The organism is Roseicyclus amphidinii, from assembly GCF_030163755.1.
In the GTDB taxonomy this organism is placed as follows: domain Bacteria; phylum Pseudomonadota; class Alphaproteobacteria; order Rhodobacterales; family Rhodobacteraceae; genus Roseicyclus; species Roseicyclus amphidinii.
In genome coordinates, this window is the sequence record NZ_JASJOE010000005.1 from 51,145 (window position 1) to 74,207 (window position 23,063).

Annotated in this window: 22 protein-coding genes; 10 read left to right on the plus strand and 12 right to left on the minus strand. The window is 67.9% G+C overall.

Annotated features, from left to right (window positions below):
• Position 1 precedes the first annotated feature (1 nt).
• The gene (locus QQK83_RS02995) at positions 2–871 is read right to left on the minus strand and encodes a carbohydrate ABC transporter permease (protein WP_284261566.1); all 870 of its coding nucleotides are present in this window, start codon (positions 869–871) and stop codon (positions 2–4) included.
• A 158-nt stretch (positions 872–1,029) separates the two neighbouring features.
• Entirely contained in the window at positions 1,030–2,277 is a 1,248-nt protein-coding gene (locus tag QQK83_RS03000) for an ABC transporter substrate-binding protein (protein WP_284261567.1), read from the minus strand.
• 117 nt (positions 2,278–2,394) lie between these two features.
• On the opposite strand from QQK83_RS03000, the gene QQK83_RS03005 reads away from it, so the two are divergent.
• Positions 2,395–3,579, plus strand: coding sequence for an ROK family transcriptional regulator (locus tag QQK83_RS03005; RefSeq protein ID WP_284261568.1), 1,185 nt, complete (start codon positions 2,395–2,397; stop codon positions 3,577–3,579).
• A gap of 60 nt (positions 3,580–3,639) precedes the next feature.
• Entirely contained in the window at positions 3,640–4,116 is a 477-nt protein-coding gene (locus QQK83_RS03010) for a DUF3237 domain-containing protein (RefSeq protein WP_284261569.1), read from the plus strand.
• Positions 4,117–4,134: 18 nt separating this feature from the next.
• On the opposite strand, the gene iolB is transcribed toward QQK83_RS03010, so the two are convergent.
• The 5 genes from iolB to QQK83_RS03035 form a co-directional block, all read right to left on the minus strand.
• Positions 4,135–4,932, minus strand: a complete 798-nt coding sequence (gene iolB / locus QQK83_RS03015; RefSeq protein WP_284261570.1) for a 5-deoxy-glucuronate isomerase — start codon at positions 4,930–4,932, stop codon at positions 4,135–4,137.
• A complete protein-coding gene (locus QQK83_RS03020; RefSeq protein ID WP_284261571.1) occupies positions 4,932–6,098 on the minus strand; it encodes a phytanoyl-CoA dioxygenase family protein in 1,167 nt (388 codons plus the stop codon). The genes iolB and QQK83_RS03020 overlap by 1 nt, the downstream gene beginning before the upstream one ends.
• 15 nt (positions 6,099–6,113) lie before the next feature.
• Complete coding sequence (locus QQK83_RS03025) at positions 6,114–6,905, minus strand: ATP-binding cassette domain-containing protein (RefSeq protein ID WP_284261573.1); 792 nt, start codon at positions 6,903–6,905, stop codon at positions 6,114–6,116.
• On the minus strand, positions 6,905–8,038 hold the full coding sequence (locus tag QQK83_RS03030; protein ID WP_284261575.1) for an ABC transporter permease: 1,134 nt from the start codon (positions 8,036–8,038) through the stop codon (positions 6,905–6,907). The genes QQK83_RS03025 and QQK83_RS03030 overlap by 1 nt, the downstream gene beginning before the upstream one ends.
• Before the next feature lie 71 nt (positions 8,039–8,109).
• Positions 8,110–9,057, minus strand: coding sequence for a sugar ABC transporter substrate-binding protein (locus QQK83_RS03035; protein ID WP_284261577.1), 948 nt, complete (start codon positions 9,055–9,057; stop codon positions 8,110–8,112).
• Between the two features lie 177 nt (positions 9,058–9,234).
• On the opposite strand from QQK83_RS03035, the gene QQK83_RS03040 reads away from it, so the two are divergent.
• A complete protein-coding gene (locus tag QQK83_RS03040; protein WP_284261580.1) occupies positions 9,235–10,245 on the plus strand; it encodes a LacI family DNA-binding transcriptional regulator in 1,011 nt (336 codons plus the stop codon).
• A gap of 78 nt (positions 10,246–10,323) precedes the next feature.
• Here QQK83_RS03040 and QQK83_RS03045 read toward each other — a convergent pair whose 3' ends face one another.
• Genes QQK83_RS03045 through QQK83_RS03055 form a run of 3 tightly spaced genes read right to left on the minus strand, consistent with a single transcriptional unit; the run spans position 10,324 to position 13,475 of the window.
• Positions 10,324–11,454 (minus strand): Gfo/Idh/MocA family protein, encoded by a 1,131-nt coding sequence (locus QQK83_RS03045; protein WP_284261582.1) that lies wholly within the window; start codon positions 11,452–11,454, stop codon positions 10,324–10,326.
• Positions 11,455–11,466: 12 nt separating this feature from the next.
• A complete protein-coding gene (locus QQK83_RS03050; RefSeq protein WP_284261584.1) occupies positions 11,467–12,357 on the minus strand; it encodes a sugar phosphate isomerase/epimerase family protein in 891 nt (296 codons plus the stop codon).
• Positions 12,358–12,371: 14 nt separating this feature from the next.
• Positions 12,372–13,475, minus strand: a complete 1,104-nt coding sequence (locus tag QQK83_RS03055; protein ID WP_284261585.1) for a Gfo/Idh/MocA family protein — start codon at positions 13,473–13,475, stop codon at positions 12,372–12,374.
• Positions 13,476–13,589: 114 nt separating this feature from the next.
• Between QQK83_RS03055 and iolD the strand changes: the two genes are divergently transcribed.
• Genes iolD through iolG form a run of 5 tightly spaced genes read left to right on the plus strand, consistent with a single transcriptional unit; the run spans position 13,590 to position 19,115 of the window.
• Positions 13,590–15,461, plus strand: coding sequence for a 3D-(3,5/4)-trihydroxycyclohexane-1,2-dione acylhydrolase (decyclizing) (iolD, locus tag QQK83_RS03060; RefSeq protein ID WP_284261587.1), 1,872 nt, complete (start codon positions 13,590–13,592; stop codon positions 15,459–15,461).
• Between the two features lies 1 nt (position 15,462).
• On the plus strand, positions 15,463–16,431 hold the full coding sequence (gene iolC, locus QQK83_RS03065; protein WP_284261589.1) for a 5-dehydro-2-deoxygluconokinase: 969 nt from the start codon (positions 15,463–15,465) through the stop codon (positions 16,429–16,431).
• A gap of 11 nt (positions 16,432–16,442) precedes the next feature.
• Complete coding sequence (locus tag QQK83_RS03070; RefSeq protein ID WP_284261591.1) at positions 16,443–17,282, plus strand: 5-deoxy-glucuronate isomerase; 840 nt, start codon at positions 16,443–16,445, stop codon at positions 17,280–17,282.
• Positions 17,279–18,118 (plus strand): class II fructose-bisphosphate aldolase, encoded by an 840-nt coding sequence (locus tag QQK83_RS03075; protein WP_284261593.1) that lies wholly within the window; start codon positions 17,279–17,281, stop codon positions 18,116–18,118. The genes QQK83_RS03070 and QQK83_RS03075 overlap by 4 nt, the downstream gene beginning before the upstream one ends.
• Position 18,119: 1 nt before the next feature.
• Positions 18,120–19,115: an inositol 2-dehydrogenase gene (gene iolG, locus QQK83_RS03080; protein ID WP_284261595.1), complete on the plus strand. Its 996-nt coding sequence runs from the start codon at positions 18,120–18,122 to the stop codon at positions 19,113–19,115.
• Here the strand turns inward: iolG and QQK83_RS03085 are convergent.
• A complete protein-coding gene (locus QQK83_RS03085) occupies positions 19,112–19,306 on the minus strand; it encodes a hypothetical protein (RefSeq protein WP_284261596.1) in 195 nt (64 codons plus the stop codon). The genes iolG and QQK83_RS03085 overlap by 4 nt on opposite strands.
• A 78-nt stretch (positions 19,307–19,384) precedes the next feature.
• Entirely contained in the window at positions 19,385–20,092 is a 708-nt protein-coding gene (locus QQK83_RS03090; protein WP_284261597.1) for a GntR family transcriptional regulator, read from the minus strand.
• Positions 20,093–20,378: 286 nt separating this feature from the next.
• Here QQK83_RS03090 and QQK83_RS03095 point away from each other — a divergent pair, with 286 nt between their 5' ends.
• Together QQK83_RS03095 and QQK83_RS03100 are read left to right on the plus strand one after the other, a co-directional pair.
• Positions 20,379–22,031: an ABC transporter substrate-binding protein gene (locus tag QQK83_RS03095; protein WP_284261598.1), complete on the plus strand. Its 1,653-nt coding sequence runs from the start codon at positions 20,379–20,381 to the stop codon at positions 22,029–22,031.
• Positions 22,032–22,107: 76 nt separating this feature from the next.
• Entirely contained in the window at positions 22,108–23,061 is a 954-nt protein-coding gene (locus QQK83_RS03100; protein ID WP_284261602.1) for an ABC transporter permease, read from the plus strand.
• Positions 23,062–23,063: the final 2 nt, after the last annotated feature.

Genomic DNA, 23,063 nt, shown 5'->3' on the forward strand with positions numbered 1-23,063 from the left:
GTCAGCGGCCATGGCGCAGCTCCGAATACAGGTAGGGCACGATCAGCACGGTCAGCAGCACCAGCATCATCACCGCGCTGGCCGCCCCCATCGCCATCTCGTTGCGCGAAAAGGTGAATTCATACATGAAGGTCGACGGCAGCTCGGTGGCGAACCCCGGCCCCCCGCGGGTCAGCGCGACGACCAGGTCGTAACTCTTGATCGACAGGTGCCCCTGCACGACGATCGCCGTCAGAAAGGCGGGCCGCAGCGCCGGGATGATGATGTGCCAGTAGATCGCCGGCCCCGAAGCCCCGTCCATCCGCGCGGCCGAGATGATCTCGGTGTTGATCCCGCGCAGCGCGGCGAGAAACAGCGCCATGACGAAACCGCTCGCCTGCCACGCGCCCGCGATCACGACGCAATAGATCGCCATCTCCGATTGCGTGATCCAGTCGAAGCTGAAGCTCTCCCAGCCCCAGGTGCGAAAGGCGTGCTGAAGACCCAGGTCCGGCGACATCAGCCATTGCCACGCGACCCCGGTCACGATGAAGCTCAGCGCCATGGGATACAGGTAGATCGTGCGCAGCGCCCCCTCGGCGCGGATCTTCTGATCGAGCAGGATCGCAAGCCCCAGCCCGATCACCAACGTCCCGCCGATGTAGAGCAGGCCGAAGATGGCGAAATTCTCGACCGCCACCTCCCACCGCGGATGCGACCAGACGCGGGCGTAATTGTCGAACCCCTCCCAGCGGTCGAAGCGCGGCAGCATCCGCGACCGCGTGAGCGAGATCACGAAGGTCAGCGCGATGAAGCCGTAAACCGACACCGCCACCAGCACGAGGCTGGGCAGAAGCGTCAGCTGCGGAAGTCGGGCCTTGAAAAAGCGCATGGATCGGCTCGGCGTTGAACGGGCCACCGGGACACCGCCCGCGGCGGGGCATGTCCTGACGGCTGGAAATCGCGGGCGCGCGCGCGGCGCAGGACGGCGGGGAGGAAGCGATGGGCGGCCGCGGATCGCCGCCGCCCATCACCACGGGGAGGATGCCCTCAGAGCGCGCCGCCCACCGACGCGACCAGCGCCTCGGCCGCGGCCTCGGGGGTCATGTCGGAATTGGCGAATTGCGTCACCACGTCGAGATAGGCCGCCTGCACCGAGGCGGGCTGCCCGTGACCATGCGCAAGCGACCCGAACAGGGTGCCCGCCTCGGTCGCCTCGACCAGGTCGGCCATCGAGGTCTGACCACAGACATCGAAATTCGCGGACGGCACGTCGGTGCGCGCCGGGATCGACCCCTTGGCGAGGTTGAACGTCTCCTGGAAGCTCACCGACATCGCCGCCGAGGCCATGTTGCGCTGCGCGGCCTGCGCATCCTCGCCCACGTCGAACATGGCGAAGAAATCGGTGTTGAACAGGAACGCCCCGTCGGTGCCCGGCACCACGGCGCACAGCACCTGCTCGCCCGGCGTCAGGCCCGCGTTGATCACCTCGCCCTTGGCCCAGTCGCCCATGATCTGCATCCCGGCCTCGCCGTTGATGACCATGGCGGTGGCCAGGTTCCAGTCGCGCCCGGCATAGCCCGGATCGGCATAGCCCAGCACGCGGCGGAAGATCTCGAAGCTTTCGACGATCCCCTCCGACCCCAGCGCGTCCATGTCGGCGTTGATGATCGCGGCCTCGTAAAGCGCGGGCGAGACCGACAGCACGATCGCTTCCCAGATCGTCGCCTCCTGCCAGGCCTGCCCGCCCATCGCCACGCCGACGTGACCGGCGGCCTCGATGGCATCGGCCGCGGCAAAGAACTCGTCCCAGGTGGTGGGCATCGACAGGCCCAGCTCCTCGAAGATCCCGGCATTCGCCCAGACCCAGTGCGGGCGGTGGATGTTCACCGGGGCCGCGACCCATTCCCCGTCATGGGTGCCGAAGGCCTGCACCGCGGGCGGAACCACGTCGTTCCAGCCTTCGGCCTCGGCCACCGCGTTGAGATTGCCGAGGAAGCCCTCGTCCGCCCAGTCGCGGACCGTCATGCCCAGCATTTGCGCCGCCGTCGGCGGATTGCCGGCCACCACGCGGGCCCGCAGGGCGGTCATCGCGGCATCGCCACCACCGCCCGCGATCGCCATGTCGACCCAACCGGTGCCCCGCGCCTGCAGATCCTCCTGCAGCACTGCGATGGCCGCGGCCTCGCCGCCCGATGTCCACCAGTGCATGACCTCGACCTCGTCGGCCAGGGCCGGCGCGCTCAGGGCGGTCATCGAAAGCAGGGCACCAACGCCCCGTGTCAGATACTTCGTCATCTTCTCCTCCATGTTGACGACAGCATGATTATGTTTTTGTATCGAACAAATACGAATTCAGGCCATTGTCAACAGGTTTTCGATGCGAGACGATGCGCCGGAAGGAGACGCCGCCCCATGCTCACCCTCAGGAACGAGACCGAAGCCACCATCCTGCAGGTTCTCGCCAAGGGCGTGCCCCTCAGCCGGGCCGAACTGGCGCGCGAGATGGGCGTGACCCGCTCGACCGTCGGCGCGCCCACCGCGCGGCTGCTGGACCTGGGCCTTCTGCGCTTCGCCGATCCGCTCGACACCGACCCGAAAACCGCCGTCCGGCGCTTCGGCCGCCCCGGCGAGCGGCTGGAACTCACGCCGGGCTTCTGCACCTTCGCCGCGGTCGACATCTCCTTCGGCTGCATCAAGGTCGGGCTGACCGATACCCTGGGCGGGATCGTCGCCTTCCGCAGCCGCGACATCGCCCCCGCCGAGCAGACCGCCGAAGCCACGATGGCGGCCGTGGCCGAGCTGACCCGCGCGCTGATCGACGGGCGCGACGATGTCGCGGGGCTTGCGGTGTCGGTGCCGGGCGTGGTCACCGACAACGGCCTGATCCTGCGCGCGCCCACGCTGGGCTGGCGCGACGTGCCGCTGACCGCGCAGCTCAGGGACAGCCTGCCGCGGATCGACCGGCTGCATGTCTCCAACGATGCCTCGCTCTACGCGGCGGCCTTTTCGAATCGCCACCCCGACCGCCTTGGCGGCAATGCCATCGTGGTCTGGATGGACGCGGGCATCGGCGGCGGGCTGGTCGCCAACGGCACGGTGATCAACGGCAATGCCGGGCTGGCCGGGGAAATCGGCCACATGTTCATCTCGGCGCGCGACGGCGCGGCGATGCACCGGCTCGAGGATATCGCCGGCTACGCCGCGCTGATGTCGCGCAGCCGCGCGCTGGGCGGATCGGCCGACAGCATCGAGAGCCTTCTGGACGAGTATCGCGCGGGCCACCCCGGCACCCGCCGCGCCCTGCAGGACTGGAGCCGCGCGCTCGCCGAGGGGTTGACCAACCTCACCAGCCTCATGGACCCCGGCGTCATGCTGTTCTCGGGCCCCATGGCCGCGATCCTCAAGGAACTCGAGGCCGAAACCTTCGCCGCCTACACCTCGATGCTGCAATACGGCACGCCCCCCGCCCGCTGGCGGATCGAGCTGTCGGACGACCGCACCCTCGTGCGCGCGGGCGCGATCATGCTGCGCCACGATCTCTTCACCTTCGGCGAGGGGGCGATGGGCCGCGCGGCCTCGGGGCTGCGGCTGGCTTGAACCGGCGCGCGCGGCGCGTCATCCTTGCCCGACAGACCGTGCCGAAGGATCGCCCCCGAGATGACCGTCACCAAAGCCCCCGCCCCGCCCCCGCTCGAGTTCTTCTGTCGGCTCGAGGTCGAGCTTGCCCCGATCCGCGAGATGGGACCGGGCCGCGCGGGCCAGCGGCGGATCATCCCCATCATCGGCGGGCGCGTCACCGGCCCGACCCTCTCGGGGCAGATCCTGAACCTCGGCGCGGATTGGCAGACGATCCATGCCGACGGCAATGCCCATCTCGACACGCGCTACGCCTTCGAGACCGACGACGGCGCGCTGATCGAGATCGTGAACACCGGCCTGCGAAACGGCCCGCCCGAGGTCATCGCCGCACTGGCCCGCGGCGAGACTGTCGCGCCCGACAGCTACTACATGCGCACCCATGCCCGTCTCGAATCCGGCGACCCGCGCTATGACTGGGTCAACCGGCGACTCTTCGTCGGCAGCGGCCGACGCGAGGCCGCCCGCGTGATAATGGACCTGTTCACCCTCGTCTGACGCGCCCGTAACAGCGCCTCAGCGCATCAGCCACTCGAAATCCGGGTGGGTCCGGAACCGCCACGCCCGCCGCGGGCCGGCCATGACGTTGAGGTAATACATCTCCACCCCGTAAGGGGCCGCGCAGGGGTGATGCCCCCGCGGCACCAGCACCAGATCATGATCGCCCACCGCCATCGTCTCGTCGAGCGACAGGTCATCGGTGAACACCCGCTGGATGCCGAAGCCGCTGGCGGGGTTCAGCCGGTGATAATAGGTCTCTTCGAGATAGGTGAGGTTCGGGAAATCATCCTCGTCATGGCGATGCGGCGGGTAGCTCGACCAATGCCCCGCGGGCGTGAAGACCTCCGTCACCAGCAGGCTGTCGGCCACGTCGCGGCCTTCCATGGCGATGTTGTTGATGTGGCGCAGGTTCGTCCCCGCGCCCCGATCCTCCAGCGCGATCCCCTCGGGGCCAAGCCGCTGCGCGGGCCGCCCGCCGGGGCTGGGCGCGGTACAGACGGCCAGCGTCACGCCCGTCGCCGCCACCGCGCGCCACTCGGCCCCCGGCGGCACGTAAAGGCAATGCGGCGCGGTCTTCTCGAAGACGTCCAGCCGCTCGCCCATCCGCCCGAAATCCTGCCCCGCCGCGGTCACATCGGCATGGCCCTCGACCAGCACGAGGATCGCCTCGCGCCCCTCCAGCCGCCCCTCGGCCACCTCGCCGGGGCCAAGCCGCCACAGGTCGAAACCGACATGGCCCCAGCCCGCCGCCTCGGGCGTCAACGCATGAACATGGCCCGACGTGCCGCCGGGTTTGCGCAAAAGCCCCGCCATCAGGGGGCCCGCCGTGCCGCATGCGCGTCCAGCGCCACCTCGAAGGCCTCGGCCGTCCAGCCCTCGGCGAGACCACGCGCCACAAGCGCGGCCTGCGTCTCGGGGGCCAGCCCGCCCACCGGCGGGTCGGTGTCGAGATTGGTGGGAAAGGAATACCCCTCCGCCCCCGCGGCGATCGCCGCCTCCAGAGCCGCCCCCGAAAGCACCCCCTCGGAGGTCAGCCGCGCCAGCGCCGGATAGAGCGCCCGGCACATCGCCATGCGGTCCACCGCCTCCATCGCCCGCCCGAAGGCCGAGGAGACCTGCAACAGGTTCGCCATGCGGTGAATGCCCTCCGACCGGTTCTCGCCCGCCGCGTGGTAAAGCGCGGGGTTGAAGAACACCGCATCCCCCTTCTGCAACGGCACCTGCACCGCGTGTTCCGCGAAATACGCCGCCACATCCGCCCGGCGATAGGCCATGTAGCCCCCCGGCACGAGCTGCGAATAAGGCAACAGCATCGTCGGCCCACTTTCGACCGGCATGTCGCAATGCGCGACCGCCCCTTGCAGCGTCATCACCGCCGAGAGCGCATGCACATGCGCGGGGAAGCGCGCGGCGACATCGGCCGTCTGGAAGCCGAGATGATAATCCCGGTGCGCGCTCTGCGGCTTGCCGCCCGGACGCACCAGGTTCACCTGCGCCGTCATCTGGGAAAACGGCCCCAGCCACGCCTCGCAAACGGCGGCAATGACGGGGTTCCCGTAATACAGGGCGAACCCCTCCGGATCGGCAAGGCACTGTTTCTGCAGGCTGTTCCAGATCCGGTCATTCGCCCCCGCGGCGGCGAAATGATCGCCCTTGCCCTGCCCGGTGGCCTTTTCCTCGGCGATGATGCGCAGAAACACCTCGGTCGCGCGGTCCACCGGCCCGGTATCGGCATAGGCCGATTTCAGCACCAAGACCCCCGGCCCCTGCCCCAGCACCCATGCCCATTCCGCCATCAGCGCCTGCCGCGCCCCGGCCTCCTCCAGCCGCCCGCGCAGCGCGCCCATGTCGTAAAGCGGCACGTTCTTCACAACCCCGTCCGCATGGGCCAGCGCGCCCGCCTCCAGCACCCGGCCCGTCAGCGCCGCCAGCTCCTCGAGCGTGCCGCTCTCCTGATCGAAATATCCCTGGTCGAGCATCCTTGCCCCTCCCGTTCAAACGGTCCCGCCGAGCGAGCCTTCCAGTTCCACCATCTCCTGCCCGCCGGCCATCAGGTCCTGCAGCTCCTCGGGCGTGATCTGCCCGCGCTGCGCGGTGCCCAGCGTGCGGCCCCGGTTGAGCACCGTGAACCGGTCGCCCACCGCCAGCGCGTGCCGCACGTTATGGGTGATGAAGACGATCCCGATGCCCGTCTTGCGCACCTTGTCGATGGTCGCCAACACGTTCGCCGTCTGCCGCACGCCCAGCGCGCTGGTCGGCTCGTCCAGGATCAGCACCTTGGCCCCGAAATGCACCGCGCGCGCAATCGCCACCGTCTGCCGCTCCCCGCCCGACAGCGTGCCGACCGCCTGGTCGGGCGAGCGCAGGTTGATGCCCATCTTGCGCATCTCCTCCATCGTCACGGCGTTGGCGGTCTTGAAATCCATGAACTTGAACGGCCCGACGCGGCGGATCGGCTCCCGCCCCATCCAGAAGTTGCGCGTCACGCTCATCAGCGGGATCATCGCAAGATCCTGGTAAACCGTGGCGATCCCCGCCTCCATGGCATCCCTCGGACTGTCGAAGGACATCGGCCGCCCCTCGAACAGGATCTCGCCGCGGGTGGGCTTGTGAACGCCCGACATCGTCTTGATGAAGGTCGATTTCCCCGCCCCGTTGTCGCCCAACAGGCAATGGCACTCGCCGGGCCGGATATCGAAACTTACCCCGTTCAGCGCGATGACCGGGCCGAAATGCTTCTCGATGCCGCGCATCTCGACGATGGGATCGTGATCGAAACCGGACATCAGCGTTCCCCCGTGATGATGCGGCGAATGTAGGTGTTCAGGATGACGGCAAAGAGCAGGATCACCCCCAGGAACACCCGGAACAGGCTCGACTCGACCCCGGCAAAGAACAGCCCCTGCTGCACCACCCCGAAGATCAGCGCGCCCAAGGCCGCCCCGATGACCGAGCCATAGCCACCGGTCAGCAAAGCCCCCCCGATCACCACCGCGATGATCGCCTCGAATTCCTTGAGCAGCCCGCGGTCCGCCCCCGCCGAGCCGAACTCCATCACCTGGCAGGTGGCGAAGACACAGGCGCAGAACGCCGTGAACATGAACATCAGGATCTTCACCCGGTTCACCGGCACGCCCACGTAACGCGCCGCCTGCGCGTCGCCGCCCGCGGCGAAGACCCAGTTGCCGAACTGCGTCCGCGTCAGGATCACATGCGCCACCGCGACCAGCGCCAACGCCCAGACGATCAGCATCGGGATACCGTCCACGATGGGCTCGCCCGCCCGCGTGCCGCGCTCGAAGACCGCGATCATCTCCATCTCGGCCAGCCAGTCGAAGACGAAGCCGAGGATCTTGCCCCCGAAGACCGGCGCAAGCCAATCGCCCTCCGCCGCGTCCGAGATGCCGCCGATGATGGTCTGCCGCTCGATCAGCTGCGGGAAGAAGATGGTGAAGCCGCGCAGGATGAAGAGGAAGGCCAGCGTCACGATGAAACTGGGAAGGCCCGTGCGCACCACGATCACCCCGTTCAGCGCCCCCACCGCGACGCACAGAACGAAGGTCAGCAGGATGGCGATCCAGACCGGCCATTGCAGCGTGACCGAGATCAGCGCGATGGACATGCCCGCGAAGCCGATCATCGAGCCGACCGACAGGTCGAACTCGCCCGCGATCATCAGCATGCAGGCACCGACCGCGATGATCATGAACTGCGCCGAGACCGTCGACCAGTTGAGGATGCCCTGCGCGTTGAACATGCCGCTGTCGGCGGCAAAGGCGATGAAGAAGACGAAAACCGCGATCGTGCCCACGATGGCGCCCAGCTCGGGCCGGATCAGGGCGCGGCGCAGCCCCGAGATCTCCTTGACGCGTTCGTCCTTTGCCGGGGCCAAAGCCGCCCCCTGCCCTGCCTCGGACATGGCCGTTCCTCCCTCGAGTGTCACACGGGTAAAGGGGGGCGGGCGCGCCCGTCGCGCACCCGCCCGTCAGATCAGCGGTATTCGCCCGCGAACTGCTCCACCATCTCCAGCCCGTCGGCGGTCACGAAACCGGGGCCCGAGTTGATGTTGTTGCCCGGCAGAACGCCGAAGCGGTGGTAGTTGGCCATCACGATGATCGGCAGGTAGGCCTGCAGGTAGGGCTGCTGGTCGATGCCCCACTGGATCACGCCGTCGCGGATGCCCTGCACGATGTTCTCGCCCAGGTCGAAGGTGCCGAAGTAGATGTCACCGGCAAGGCCCATCTCTTCCAGCGCCAGGATCGTCGGGTCGGCACTGGTCGGGCCCAGCGTCAGAACCGCGTCGGTGTCGGGGTTGGCGTTCAGGTAGGCCATCACCCGGTTCTGGATCTCGCTCGGGTCCTGCCCGCTGTCGATCATCTGGTTGCCCAGATCCACGCCCAGGCCATCGGCGAAGCCCTGGCAGCGCTCGGTCGACGAGGGCGAGGAGATGTAGTGGTTCACGCACAGGAAGCTGCCCACGCCATCCCCCGCGGCCCGCAGACCGGCGGCATAGCCCGCGTCATATTCCGGCTGGCCCACATACATCAGCGCACCCACCTCGCGCGCCTGGTCCGGCGTGCCCGAGTTGATGATGATCACGTCGATGCCCGAATCCACCGCGGCCCGGATCGGGCCGGACAGCACGTCGGGGTCGGCCAGCGTGGTGATGATCCCGTCCGGCCCGCTCGCCGCGGCCTGCTCGATGATGCGTGCCATGTCGGCAAGGTCACCGGTCGGCGGGTTGCGGTATTCCACCGTCACGCCCATCTGCTCGCCGGCCAGCGCCAGGCCGTTCTTGATCGTGTTCCACCAGCTGTCGCTGTCGGGCGCGTGGCTGACCAGCACGTAACGCTCGCCCTCCGCCTGCGCGACCGTGGCGCCCATCAGCGCCGAGGCCGCAACGGCCGTCGCCGCCATCGTCTTCCAGAATGCGTTCATGAGTTCCTCCCTAGATGTCCTGGCTGCATGCGGAACGCTCACCGCCACGCCATGCGGGGGACGTTAGACCCGAATCAAGCATTTTGCAACCGGTTGCAATAATCCGTCGAAACGGCACTATCCGGGGCGCTCCGGGCGTGTATAACTCACCCCGTATCAGTACGAGACGGAGGCCATATGGCAGTGACCCTCAGGGATGTCGCGGATCGCGCGGGGGTGTCGCGCTCGGCCGTGTCGCGCACCTTCACCGAGGGGGCCTCGGTCTCGCCCAAGACGCGGGCCAAGGTCGAAAAGGCCGCCCTCGAACTGGGCTACAGCCCGAACGCGCTGGCCTCGTCGCTCACCACGGGCCGGACCAAGCTGATCGGGCTCGTGTCCAACAACTTCCACAACCCGCTTTTCCTCGAGGTCTTCGACCTCTTCACCCGCGGCTTGCAGGACCGGGGCCTTCGCCCGCTGCTGGTCAATCTCAGCAATGAAACCGATCCCCAGAACTCCGTCCGGATGCTCCGGCAATATTCCGTGGACGGGGTGATCGTCGCCTCCTCCACCCTGCCCCCCAGCTTCGCCGAGGCCTTCAAGCAGGCGGGCGTCCCGGTCGTCCATTCCTTCGGCCGCTTCTCCACCTCGCCCAATGTCCATGTCGTCGGCATCGACAACGTCGCCTGCGGGCGCATGGCGGCCGAGGCGCTGATCGCCCGCGGCTACCGAAAGGTCGCCTTCCTCGGCGGTCCCGAAAAGGCGACCTCGACCCAGGACCGCGCGCTCGGCTTCTTCGGCGCGCTGCGCGAACACCCCGAGATCGAGGTCTCGATCAGCTACGCCTCCGCCTATTCCTTCGACGCGGGCCGGGTCGAGATGACCCGCCTCCTGATGCAGGACCCGGCGCAGGCGTATTTCTGCGGCGACGACGTGCTCTCGATCGGCGCGCTTTCGGCCATCGAGGAGGCGGGCCTGAGCTGCCCCGAGGATATCGGCATCATCGGGCTGAACGACATGGACATGGCGCGCTGGCAGAACATCGACCTGACCACGATCCGCCAACCCATCGCCGAGATCATCGGCGCCTCCATCGACCTCGTGGTCGGCACCATCGAACGCCCCGACCGCCACCCCGAGACGCGGCTCTTCCCCTGCCGGGTGGTGGAACGCGGCACGCTGCGCCCCGTGCATCAGGGCGCAGCATAAGGCAATATTACCCGAAACGGTGCGCAAACCGCGTATGCACGCGGTGTGCACGCCCTGTGTACGCGGTGTGACGTGGCCCTAACGGAACATCGGCGGCCTTGCGTCGGTCCACGCACCATCCGCCCTGGCCGAGGCGACCGAGGCGTAAACGGCGGCCATCGACCGCACCCCGTCCTCCGCCGTGGGCAGCGCGCCATGCGCCTCCCCCCGGATCGCGGCGGCAAGGTCCACGTAGATATTCGCCACCGCCAGCGGGAACCCCTCGGGATGCGCAATGGCCACGCGAGACAGCCGCGCCGCCTCGTCCGACAGCCCGCTTTCGCCCTTCTCCATGATCTGCGTCCGCCCGCCCACGGGCGTGTAGAACACCTGGTTCGGCTGCTCCGACGCCCAGCGCATCCCACCGGTTTCCCCGAAGATCTGGATGTCGAACCCGTGCTGCCGCCCGATGGCGACGGAGGAGGTCCAGAGCCGCCCGACGGTGCCGCCGGACATGCGGAAATTGACCATCGCGTCATCTTCCAGCACGCGGGACGGGATCGTCGAGGCGAAATCGGCCGAGACCTTATCCACCTGATCCCCAACGATAAAACTTGCCATATGCAGCGCGTGGATGCCGCAATCGGCGAACTGCCCCGAGACACCCGCCATCGCCGGATCGTAGCGCCAGCGCACCCGCGGATTGTCCGCGTCCGTCGCATCGCCGTGGTGGCCGTGGCTGAAATTCGTGACCACCAGCCGCACTTTCCCGACCTGCCCCGTGGCCACCATGTGCCGCATCTCGCGCACCATCGGATAGGCGGAATAACAGTAATTGACCGCGCAGATGCGCCCCGTGGCGCGGGCCACGCGGACGATCTCCTCCCCCTCCTCGACCGTCATGGTCATGGGCTTTTCGCAGAGCACGTGAAAGCCCGCCTCGAGAAACGCCTTGGTGATCTCGAAATGCGTGGAGTTCGGCGTCGCCACCGTCACGAGATCGACGCGATCCGCGCGCCCCCGCTCCCCCTCCAGCATCTCGCGCCAGTCGCCATAGGCCCGATCCGCCGCCACGCCCAGCCGCTGCGCATAGGCTCGGCCCTTCTCAGCGTCGGCGTCCAATGCCCCGGCAACCAAGGAAAAATTCCCGTCCGCCTGCGCGCCAAGCCGGTGCGCCGGCCCGATCTGGCTGCCTTCGCCGCCGCCGATCATGCCCCAGTTGAGTTTCATCGCCTGACCCCCTCAGAACCCGATGCTGTGCAGGTAGTCGCGGTTCGCCCGCGCGTCGTCGATGGGCGAGACATCCAGCGTCGGATCGCAATCCTGCTCGACCGTGCACCACCCTTCGAATCCCGCATCCAGCAGGATCTGCCGCACGGCGGGGAAATCCACGTCGCCCTGCCCGAGGTTGCAGAAAATCCCCTGCCCGCAGGCGTCGTAGAAGCCAGTCCCCTTGGCGATGGCGTCAGCCTTCACGACAGGGTCGATATCCTTGAAATGCATGTAGGAAATGCGGTCGATGTGGCGCCGCATGAAGGCCACGGGGTCAAAGCCCGCGTAGGAATGATGGCCGGTGTCGAAGCAGATCTTAAGGATATCTTCGGGAATCTCGTTCAAAAGGCGTTCAAGCTCCGGCTCGAAATCCATGAATCCCGCCGCATGCGCATGGATGCCGACCGTCAGACCGTAGTCTTCCGCGCCCATCTTCGCCACATGGGCGATCCGGTCGCGGAACGCCGCCCATTCGGCGGCCTCCATCTGCTCGGCATCGCCGGGCCGCCCCGCCGTCGGCGCGCGCCGCGGCGAGATACTGTCGATCAGCACAAGGTGCTGCGCGCCATGGGCAACCAGCGCCTTGCAGGTGCGCACGGCCCCGTCCAGCACGTCATCCCATTGATCCGGATCGTGAAACGCCCGGAACACCACGCCCCCGATCAGCTCCAGCCCATGCTCGTCCAGCGCCTCGGCCAGCACGGCGGGATCCTCGGGCATGAAGCCCACCGGCCCCAGCTCGATGCCGGTATAGCCCGCCTCGGCGCAGTCCTTCAGGACCGACCGCCAGGGCGGGTTGCGCGGGTCATTGGCGAATTCGACGCCCCAGGAACAGGGGGCATTGCCGATGCGGATCGTCATGGAAGCGGAACCTTTCAGGCTGCGGGAACGGGATGCCAGCGGCCATCCTCGGCCGAGGCGAAAGCGGTGTCGATGACGCGGGCCACGGCCAGCCCCTCGCGGAAGGTGGGCCAGACCGGTTCGCCGGACTGGATCGCCTGCAGGAAATCCCGCGCCTCGATGATGATCTGGTCCTGGTAGCCGGTGCCATGCCCCGGCCCCTGGCAGAAGGGCAGGTAATCGGGATGCGCGGGCCCGGTCAGGATGCGGGTGAAGCCGCGCGTGGCCTCCGGCCCTTCGGCGCGGTAGAGGTGGACGGCGTTCTGATCCTCCTGGTCGAAGCGGATCGCGCCTTTTGTGCCATGGATTTCATAGGCATAGCCCATCTTGCGCCCCGTCGCCGCGCGGCTGAAATAGAGGTGCCCCATCGCTCCGCCGGCGAAGCGCACCATCATCTGCCCGTGGTCGTCATTGTCGACCGCGACACCGCCGCGGGTGGGGTGGATCGTCTCGACCCGCGCCGACAGCTCGGCGATGGGCCCCATCAGCGCCAGCGCGCAATTGACCATGTGCGGCGAGAGATCGCCCATGCAGCCCGCCGCCCGCCCGAAACAGCGCCAGTTCGCGGGCGCCTCGGGATCGCCGAGGAAATCCTCGGTATGCTCGCCCCGGAACCACGTCACCTGACCTATCGCCCCTTCGGCCAACAGCTGCCGGACGAACTGCGTCGCGGGCGTGCGGACGTAGTTGAAGCCGATCATGTTGGGCAGACCCGACGCCTCGGCGGCGGCGACCATCGCCTCGGCATCCGCCAGCGAGGCGCCCAGCGGTTTCTCGCAAAACACCGGTTTCCCGGCGGCAAAGGCCGCCTCGGCAATCGCGCGATGCGTCGCTTGCGGGGCGGCGATCACCACCGCCTCGACGCGCGGATCGGCCACCACCTCCTGCCAGTCGCGGCCCGCGCGCGCGAAGCCATAGGCGGCGCGGTAGCGCTCGGAGGAGGCCGGCGAGGAGGCCGCCACCATCTCAAGCCGCGGGCGCAGGGGCGTGTCGAAAACCGCCCCCACCGCGGCCATCGCCACGGCATGCGCCTTGCCCATGTAGCCGCCGCCGATCAGGCCGATGCCGATCTCGGTCATGCGCTCCCCTCCCCCTTGCACGTGGCCGGTTGCAACCGGTTGCAAAATTCGTATCCTGAGTCGGCGCGGCACGCAACGGGCAAACCGGAAAGGCCCGCGCAAGGGAGGGACAGGATGAGCGACGCGGGCACCACCATCAGGCTCACGACGGCGCAGGCCATCGTGCGGTATCTCATGAACCAGTTCATCGAGATCGACGGCGTCGAGACGCGGATCTGCGGCGGCGGTTTCGGGATTTTCGGGCATGGCAACGTCCCCTGCCTGGGCGAGGCGCTGTATCCGGTGCAGGACGCGCTGCCGCTTTATCGCGGGCAGAACGAGCAGAGCATGGGCTTTGCCGCGGCGGCCTACGCGAAATACCACCTGCGGCGGCGCTTCATGTTCTGCACGGCCAGCGCCGGGCCGGGCACGGCGAACCTGTTGACGGCCGCGGCCTTGGCCCATGCCAACCGCCTGCCGATGCTGATGCTGTGCGGCGACACCTTCCTGACCCGCCTGCCCGACCCGGTGCTGCAACAGCTGGAGCATTTCGGCAACCCGACGCTGGGCGTGAACGATGCGTTCAAAGCCGTCTCCCGCTTCTGGGACCGCATCACGCATCCCGCGCAGGTGATCCAGTCGCTGCCCGCGGCGCTGGCCACGATGCTCGACCCCGCCGATTGCGGACCTGCCTTCCTCGGCCTGCCGCAGGATGTGCAGGGCTGGGCCTATGACTACCCGGTGGAGTTCTTCGCCCGCCGCGTTCACCGCATCCGGCGGCAGGCCCCCGATGCGGCCGAAATCGCGGATGCGGCGGCGCTGCTGGCCCAAGCGAAACGGCCGATGATCATCGCGGGCGGCGGCGTGCAATATTCCGGCGCGGTGGCCGAGCTGACCGCGCTGGCCGAGGCGCATGGCATCCCCGTGGTCGAGACCATCGCGGGGCGCGCCAACATGCTGGCGACCCACCCGCTCAACATCGGCCCCATCGGCGTCACGGGGTCGGACAGCGCCAACACCATCGCGGAGGAGGCCGACGTGATCCTTGCCGTGGGCACGCGGCTGCAGGATTTCACGACCGGCTCCTGGACGGCCTTCGCCCGCGACGCGCGTCTGATCGGGTTGAACGTGGGCCGCCATGACGCGATGAAACACCTGTCGCTGCCGGTGGTGGGCGACGCGAAACTGGCGCTTTCCGCCTTGGGCGCGGCGATGGAGGGCTACAGCGCACCGGCGGAGTGGACGGAAAAGGCGCAGGTCGAACGCAAGTCGTGGGACGCCTATGTCGAGGCCAATGTCGCCCACGGCAACCGCCCCAACTCCTACGCGCAGGCCATCGGCGTGGTGAACGCGCTCTGCGATGCCCGCGACCGGGTGGTGACGGCGGCAGGCGGCCTTCCGGCCGAGGTCACGGCGAACTGGCGCACGCTCGATATCGGGACTGTGGATGTCGAGTTCGGCTTCTCCTGCATGGGCTACGAGATCGCCGGCGGCTGGGGCGCACGCATCGCGCAATCCGAGGTGGAGCCGGAGCGCGACACCATCGTCTTCGTCGGCGACGGCAGTTACCTGTTGATGAATTCCGACCTCTATTCCTCTGTTCTCACGCGGAAAAAGCTGATCGTGCTGGTGCTGGACAACGGCGGTTTCGCGGTCATCAACAAGCTGCAGAACAACACCGGGCAGGAGAGCTTCAACAATCTTATAAAAGATTGCCCCACGGTGCCCGAACCCTTCGCGGTGGATTTCGAGGCGCATGCCCGCTCCATGGGCTGCGACGCCGTCACCGTCTCGAACCCCGCCGAGCTGGGCGAGGCCTTTGCCCGCGCCAAGGCATCCGACAAGACCAGCGTGATCGTGATGCAGGTCGACCCCTACGAGGGCTGGACGACCCAAGGCCACGCCTGGTGGGAGGTCGGCACGGCGCAGGTTTCCGACAGCGAAAGCGTGAACGAGAAACACGCCGAGATCGAGGCCACCCGCGCCCGCCAGCGGCAGGGGGTGTGAGATGCGTCTGAGCGGCAATCGTTTCGTCATCATCGGGCGTGCGGGGATGGATTTCTACCCCGACCCGCCCGGCACCAAGACCGAGCACGCGACGCAATTCTTTGCCTGTCTCGGCGGGTCTTCGGCCAATATCGGCGTGGCCATCGTCAAGCTGGGCGGCAGCGCCGATCTGGTGACCTGCGTGTCCGACGACGCCATCGGGCGTTTCGCGTTGAACGAGCTGGATCGCTACGGCGTGGGCCGCGCCCATGTCCGCAGCGTCGGCGGCGAGGCGCGCAATTCGCTGGCCGTGGTGGAAACGACGATAGAGGACCACCAGTCGGTCATCTACCGCAACGGGGCCGCCGATTTCGAGATGACGGCGGCCGATGTCGAGGGCGTGGATTACGCCGCCTATGACGCGCTGATCACCACGGGCACGGTCTTTGCCGCCGAGCCGTCGCGCAGCGCCGCCTTCCGCGGCTTCGAGCTGGCGAAAGCGGCGGGGCTGCCCCTGATCTTCGACATCGACTACCGCCCCTACTCCTGGCCCTCTCCGCAAGTCGCCGCCGAGGTCTATTCCCGCGCGGGCGCGATGTGCGACGTGATCGTCGGCAATGACGTGGAATTCGGCTTCATGGCCGGTGACTATGACCGCGGCCTCGACAAGGCGCGGGAGCTGGTGGCGCGGGGCGCGCGCCTCGCCGTCTACAAGATGGGCGAGAAAGGGGCGGTGACGATCACCCCCGAGGGCGAGATCACCACCGGCATCTACCGCACCGATGCGCTGAAACCCACCGGCGCGGGCGACAGTTTCATGGGCGGTTTCGTCTCGGGCCTCGCCGCCGGGCTGCCGGTGCGCGACGCCGTGCTGCAAGGCTCTGCCGCCGCCGCGATGGTGGTGGCGCGGGTGGGCTGCGCGCCCGCGATGCCGACCCGTGCGGAACTCGATCACTTCCTCAGCGCGCCGGCCGCGCCGGTCCCCGCCTGAAAGGACACGCCATGCATATCGCCCCCTATGACAACCGGAACCAGCCCATCGTCGACGTGAACGACCCGCTGGTGCCGCTAACCTATTTCAACATCGTGAAGCTGAAGGCGGGCGAGTATTTCGACTACCGCGTGCCGGGCTACGAGACCTGCGTGGTGCCCGCGACCGGGACGGTGACGGTCGAGACCGCGGGCGAGAGTTTCGCCGAGATCGGCAACCGCGGCGCGGATGTCTGGGATGGCGAGCCCGAGGGGGTCTATGTGCCCACCGACACGGCCGCGCGGATCACCGCGCTGACCGATACCGAGACCTTCATCGCGGGCGCGCAATACGCCGAGACGCTGAAACCTTTCGCCGTGCGCAGCGCCGATCTGGACCTCGTGCAATACGGGTCGGACGACACCAAGACGCATCGCAAGATCAAGCATATCCTCGGCGCGGGACATCACGACCGGGTCGGGCGGCTTCTTGTATCAGAACTGTTCACCGTCGGCGCGGGGGGCTGGTCGGGGTTTCCGTCGCACAAGCACGACACGGACAGGTTGCCGGAGGAAACCCGGCACGACGAATGCTACAACTTCCGCTTCAAGCCCGATTACGGATCGGGTCTGCAGATGCTGCAGCGCGTGGATAACGAGCCGGGCGACGCTTATCACATCGTCAACGGCTCGACGGTGCTGATCGACAAGGGGTATCACCCCTGCTGCGTGCTGCCGGGCTACGAGATGTATTACTTCACCATCCTCGGCGGTCTCTCGCAGCGCAGCCTGAAGCAGTATTTCCAGCCCACCCATGCCGAGCAATTGCACACGATCCCCGGTATCATGGACATGGTGGCGAAGTTCAAATGACGCTGGCCACGCTTTCGCAGGTCCTGCAGCCCGCGCTGCGCGACGGCTACGCGGTGCCCGGCCTTGTCTGCCTCGGCTGGGAGGACATGCGCGCCTTTGCCATGGCGGCCGAGGCCGAGCGCGCGCCGGTGATCCTTCAGGCCGGGCCGAGCTGCCGGGCGCATACCCCCCTGCCCGTTCTGGGCGCGATGTTCCGGCACCTGGCGGACAGCGTGGACGTCCCCATCGTCGCCCATCTCGACCATGGCTACACGCTGGAGGAATGCCGCGAGGCGCTGGAAAGCGGCTTTACCTCGCTGATGTATGACGGCTCGCGCAAGCCGCTGGCGCAGAATATCGAGGAGACCGCCGCGGTGGCCCGGATGGCGCATGACGCCGGCATCTCCTGCGAGGGGGAGATCGGTTTCGTCGGCTATTCGGGCGGCGAGGGCTCGGCGGGCACCGACCCCGAGGAGGCCGCGATCTTCGCGCGCGAGACGGGCGTCGATGCCATGGCGATCAGCGTGGGCAACGTGCATCTGCAGACCGACCACGAGGGCGGTCTGGACGCGGCGCGCATCCGCGCGATCGAGGCGGTGACGGAGGTTCCGCTGGTCATCCACGGCGGCTCGGGCGTGCCCTATGCGCAGCGCCTGTCGCTGGCCACCGGCTCGCGCATCGCCAAGTTCAACATCGGCACCGAGTTGCGCATGGCCTTTGGCGCGGCGCTGCGCGAGGCTGTCACCGCCGACCCGGCGCGCTTCGACCGGGTGGCGATCCTGAAAGAGACACACGCCCCGGTGATGGAGGCCGCACGGGCGGTCATCCGCGGGCTGGGCGCAAGCGGAAGGGCATGAGATGCTGAGGATCGGTTTGTTGGGCTGCGGGCGGATCGGGCAGGTCCATGCCCGCTCCATCGGGGCGCTTGGCGAGGCGCGCGTGACGGCGGTGGCCGACGCGATGCCCGCGGCGGCGGGGGCCTTGGCGGCCAGCACCGGGGCCGAGGTGCGGGACGTCGAGGCGATCCTGACCGCGCCCGACATCGACGCGGTGGTGATCGGCACGCCGACCGACAGCCATTTCGGGCAGATCATGGGCGCGGCCAAGGCCGGCAAGGCGATCTTCTGCGAAAAGCCGGTCGACATGTCCGTCGACAACATCCGCGCCTGCATGGAGGCCGTATCAGCGGCGGGCGTCCCCTTCCTGACCGGGTTCAACCGCCGTTTCGACCCGAATTTCGCGGCGCTCCGCGCGCGGCTGAGGCAGGGGGCCATCGGCGCGGTGGAGCTTGTCTCCATCACCTCGCGCGACCCCGCGCCGCCGCCGGTCTCCTATATCGAACGCTCGGGCGGGCTGTTCAGGGACATGATGATCCATGATTTCGACATGGCGCGCTTCCTGATGGGCGAGGAATTCGTGCGGCTGCACGCCATGGGCTCGGCCCTTGTCGACCCCGCCATCGGCGCGGCGGGCGACGTGGACACCGCCGCGGTGATCCTGACCACGGCAAGCGGCAGGATCTGCCAGATCTCCAACTCGCGCCGCGCGGCCTATGGCTATGACCAGCGGATCGAGGTGCATGGGGTCAAGGGCATGTTGCGCGCCGAGAACCAGCTCGAGACGACCGTGGAACTGGCGACCGAGGCGGGTTTCGCCCGCGACCCGGCGCAGCATTTCTTCCTCGAACGTTACGAGGCCGCCTATCTCGCCGAAATGCGCGCCTTCGTCGAGGCGGTCAGCGCAGGCACACAGCCCGATCCGGGGATCGAGGACGGGCTGCGCGCGCAGATGCTGGCCGATGCGGCGACGCAGTCGCGCCAGACGGGGCAGCCGGTGGACCTGCCTTCGGGTTAATCCTCGCCCTCGGGACGATGGGCGATGACCAGGTTCCACGCCAGGTAGCCGCCGATGGCGGCGAAGAGATAGGCCCAGACCGTGTTGCCCGCGCTCCATTCCACGCCTGCCCATGCAAAGGGTGCCGCAACCACGAGGTAGCGGCGCCAAGCGGGCCGGAAGAACGGGTGTGACGGGTCGATCAGGCGCATCGGCATGGGTCCTTTCGCCCGGCCACTGTGCAGAGATGCGCCGGGCTGGCAAGCCCGCCCGCCGCTGTCCAAGCCCTGTCAGGGCAAAAGCATGTCGCGCAGATCGCGGCTGCTGTCGCCCGCGTCGCGGAAATCGAGCGCGGTGTGGATGTCCACCAGATGCGAGCGCATCAGCGTCTCGGCCTCGTCGGGCTTGGCGGCGGCGATGGCGTCGATCAGCCGCTCGTGGCACTGGCTGTCGCAGCGCGCCCGCTCGCGGTGCCAATAAAGCGCGATGATGAGCGCCGAGCGCGAGACCAGTTGATCGACGAAGCCCAGAAGCGTCTTCTGGCCCGAGATGCGGGCAATCTCGGTATGGAACAGCCCCGACAACCTGAGCGAGCGTCCGTAATCGCGCGCCTCGAGCGCCTTGTGTTCCTCGGCGCTGTGGCGGCGCAGCAGCTCGATATCGGCGGGCGTGGCGCGGCGCGCGGCCTCGCGCGCGGTGCGCGGCTCGATCAGTTCGCGCGCCTCGAACACCTCCTGCGCGTCGGAGGGGGTGGGCTTAGCGACGCTGGCGCCGCGGTTGGGCACCAGCGTGACCAGCTGGCTGTGGGTCAGCGCCTGCAGGCCCGCGCGCACGATGGTGCGCGAGACGCCGTAGATCTCGCACAGCTCCGCCTCGGCCAGCCGCGTGCCCGGCGGCAGGCGGTGCTCGTGGATCGCGCGTTCGACGCCGACGAAGACCGGGTTGGACCGGCTGTCATGGCGGTCGCGCGCCTCGTCGAAGCGCGGGTCATGTTTCATGGTCCCGATATGGTGCCACCTGAGATTGTATGCAATCCGAATCTCCGCACGCCACGCCAAATGGGCCGATTTCGCCACGCTCTTGGGCCCCTCGCGTCACGGGACCGATGCGATATCAAGCGCAGCGCCCGTTTTTTTGCCCGATTTTCAGGCAGCGTATGCAAACAGCTCATAAATTGTATACGATATCGAGATTGATGGTCGCCGAACCGCCTCCTGCGCCCTCTTGTGTCCGCAGCACTCCGGTTGCCGCCGGTGGGCCCATCGACACCAACAGGAGCATCCCATGCGCACCTCCCTTCTGAGAACGACGGCAGCCGCGGCCCTTGCCGCGACGATGACGCTTGCCGGCCCCGCCCTGGCCGAAACGACCCTGACCATCGGCATGACCGCCGCAGACATCCCGCGCACCAGCGGCCAGCCCGACCAGGGCTTCGAGGGCAACCGCTTCACCGGCATCCCGATGTATGACGCGCTGACCCATTGGGACCTGTCGTCGGAAACCGACCCCAGCGTCGTGATCCCCGGCCTTGCGACCGAATGGGTGGTGAACCCCGAGGACCCGACGCGCTGGACCTTCACCCTGCGCGAAGGCGTGACCTTCCACGACGGCTCGCCCTTCAACGCCGAGGCGGTGGTCTGGAACGTCGAGAAGGTGCTGAACGACGCAGCCCCCCATTTCGCCCCCGACCAGGTCGGCGCGACGACCTCGCGGATGCCGACGCTGCGCTCGGCCAGCGTGATCGACGAGTATACCGTCGAGCTGGTCACCTCGCAGCCCGACGCCTTCCTGCCGCTCAACATGACGATGCTCTTCATGGCCTCGCCGACCCATTGGCAGGCGCTTTACGACGCGGTCGACGCCTCGGTCACCGACCCGGCCGAGCGTGCCGCGGCGGCCTGGACGGCATTCGCCTCGGACCCCTCGGGCACCGGCCCCTTCATGGGCGACCTTCTGGTGCCGCGCGAGCGGTTCGAGATGGTGCGCAACCCCAACTACTGGGACCCCGCCCGCACGCCCACGATCGACCGCGTGGTCCTCGTGCCGCTGCCCGACGCCAACGCGCGCACCGCGGCCCTGCTGTCGGGTCAGGTCGACTGGATCGAGGCCCCCGCCCCCGACGCGATCCCGCGGATCGTGGCCGAAGGCAACGTGATCTACTCCAACCCGCAGCCCCATGTCTGGCCCTGGCAGTTCTCCTTCACCGAGGATTCTCCGTGGCTCGACCGCCGCGTGCGCCATGCCGCGAACCTGTGTGTGAACCGCGAGGAGTTGCAGGTTCTGCTGGGCGGCTACATGGGCATCCCGCAGGGCACCGTGAACGAGGGGCATCCGTGGTGGGGCAACCCCGGCTTCGAGATCACCTATGACCCCGACGCCGCCCGCGCGCTGATGGCCGAGGCCGGTTTCGGCCCCGACAACCCGCTGGAAGTGACGGTGCAGACCTCGGCCTCGGGTTCGGGGCAGATGCAGCCGGTCACGATGAACGAGTATGTGCAGCAAAGCCTGTCGGATTGCTTCTTCGACGTGACGCTGGACGTGATCGAGTGGAACACGCTCTTCACCAACTGGCGTCAGGGCGCGCTGTCGGACGGCTCGCGCGGGGCGGATGCGATCAACGTCAGCTTCGCCACGATGGATCCGTTCTTCGCCATGGTGCGCTTCGTCTCGACCCAGACCTTCCCGCCGGTGTCGAACAACTGGGGCTACTTCGGCAATGACGAGTTCGACGCGCTCATCGCCGAGGCGCGGACCTCCTTCGACGGGGCCGAGCGGGATGCCGCACTCGCCCGCCTGCACGCCCGCGTGGTCGAAGAGGCGCCCTTCCTCTGGGTCGCCAATGACGTCGGCCCGCGCGCCATGTCGCCCGCCGTGGGCGGCGTGGTCCAGCCGAAGAGCTGGTTCATCGACATCGCGCCGATGACGATGGCCGAATAAGGCCATTGCCCCGACCGGCCGCCGCGTCCCTTCCCGCGGCGGCCGGTTCCCTTGCCACACGGACCCCGAGGGTGTCATGCTGATCTTCACGGCGCGCCGCATCGCCTACACCATCCCGATCATGCTGGGCGTGTCGCTCGTGTGTTTCGCGCTGGTCCATATCTCGCCCGGCGATCCGCTGGTCTCGATCCTGCCGCCCGACGCCTCGGTCGAGCTGCAGGAGCAGCTGATGGCGATCTACGGCTTCGACCGGTCCTATCCCGAACAATTCTTCCGCTGGCTCGGCCGCGCGTTGCAGGGCGATCTGGGCAATTCCATCGCCACCGGGCGGCCCGTCACCTCCGAGGTGATGAACGCGGTCGGCAACACGCTGATCCTGGCCGTCACCGCCACGATCATCGGCTTCACGCTGGGCGGGCTTTTCGGCTTCGTCGCGGGCTTCTTCCGCGACAGCTGGATCGACAAGCTGGCCTCGACGCTGGCGGTCGTGGGCGTCTCGGTGCCGCATTACTGGCTGGGGATGGTGCTGGTCATCATCTTCTCGGTGGAACTGGGCTGGTTCCCCGCCACGGGCGCAGGCCCCGGCGGGTCGAGCCAATGGGCCTGGGACTGGGAGCATATGAGCCACCTTGTTCTGCCTGCCGTCACCATGTCGGTGATCCCGATGGGCATCGTGGCCCGCACCGTGCGGGCGCTGGTGGCCGATATCCTGCAACAGGAATTCGTGACCGGCCTGCGCGCAAAGGGCCTTCTGGACCGGGGCGTTCTGGCCCATGTCATCAAGAATGCCGCGCCCACCGCGCTGGCGGTGATGGGGTTGCAGCTGGGCTACCTTCTGGGCGGCTCGATCCTGATCGAGACGGTTTTCTCGTGGCCCGGCACCGGGTTCCTGCTGGGGCAGGCGATCTTCCAGCGCGACCTGCCGCTTCTGCAGGGCACCATCCTGGTGCTGGCGATGTTCTTCGTGATCCTGAACCTCGTCGTCGACGTGGTGCAATCGGCGCTCGACCCGCGCCTGCAGAGGGGCTGAGC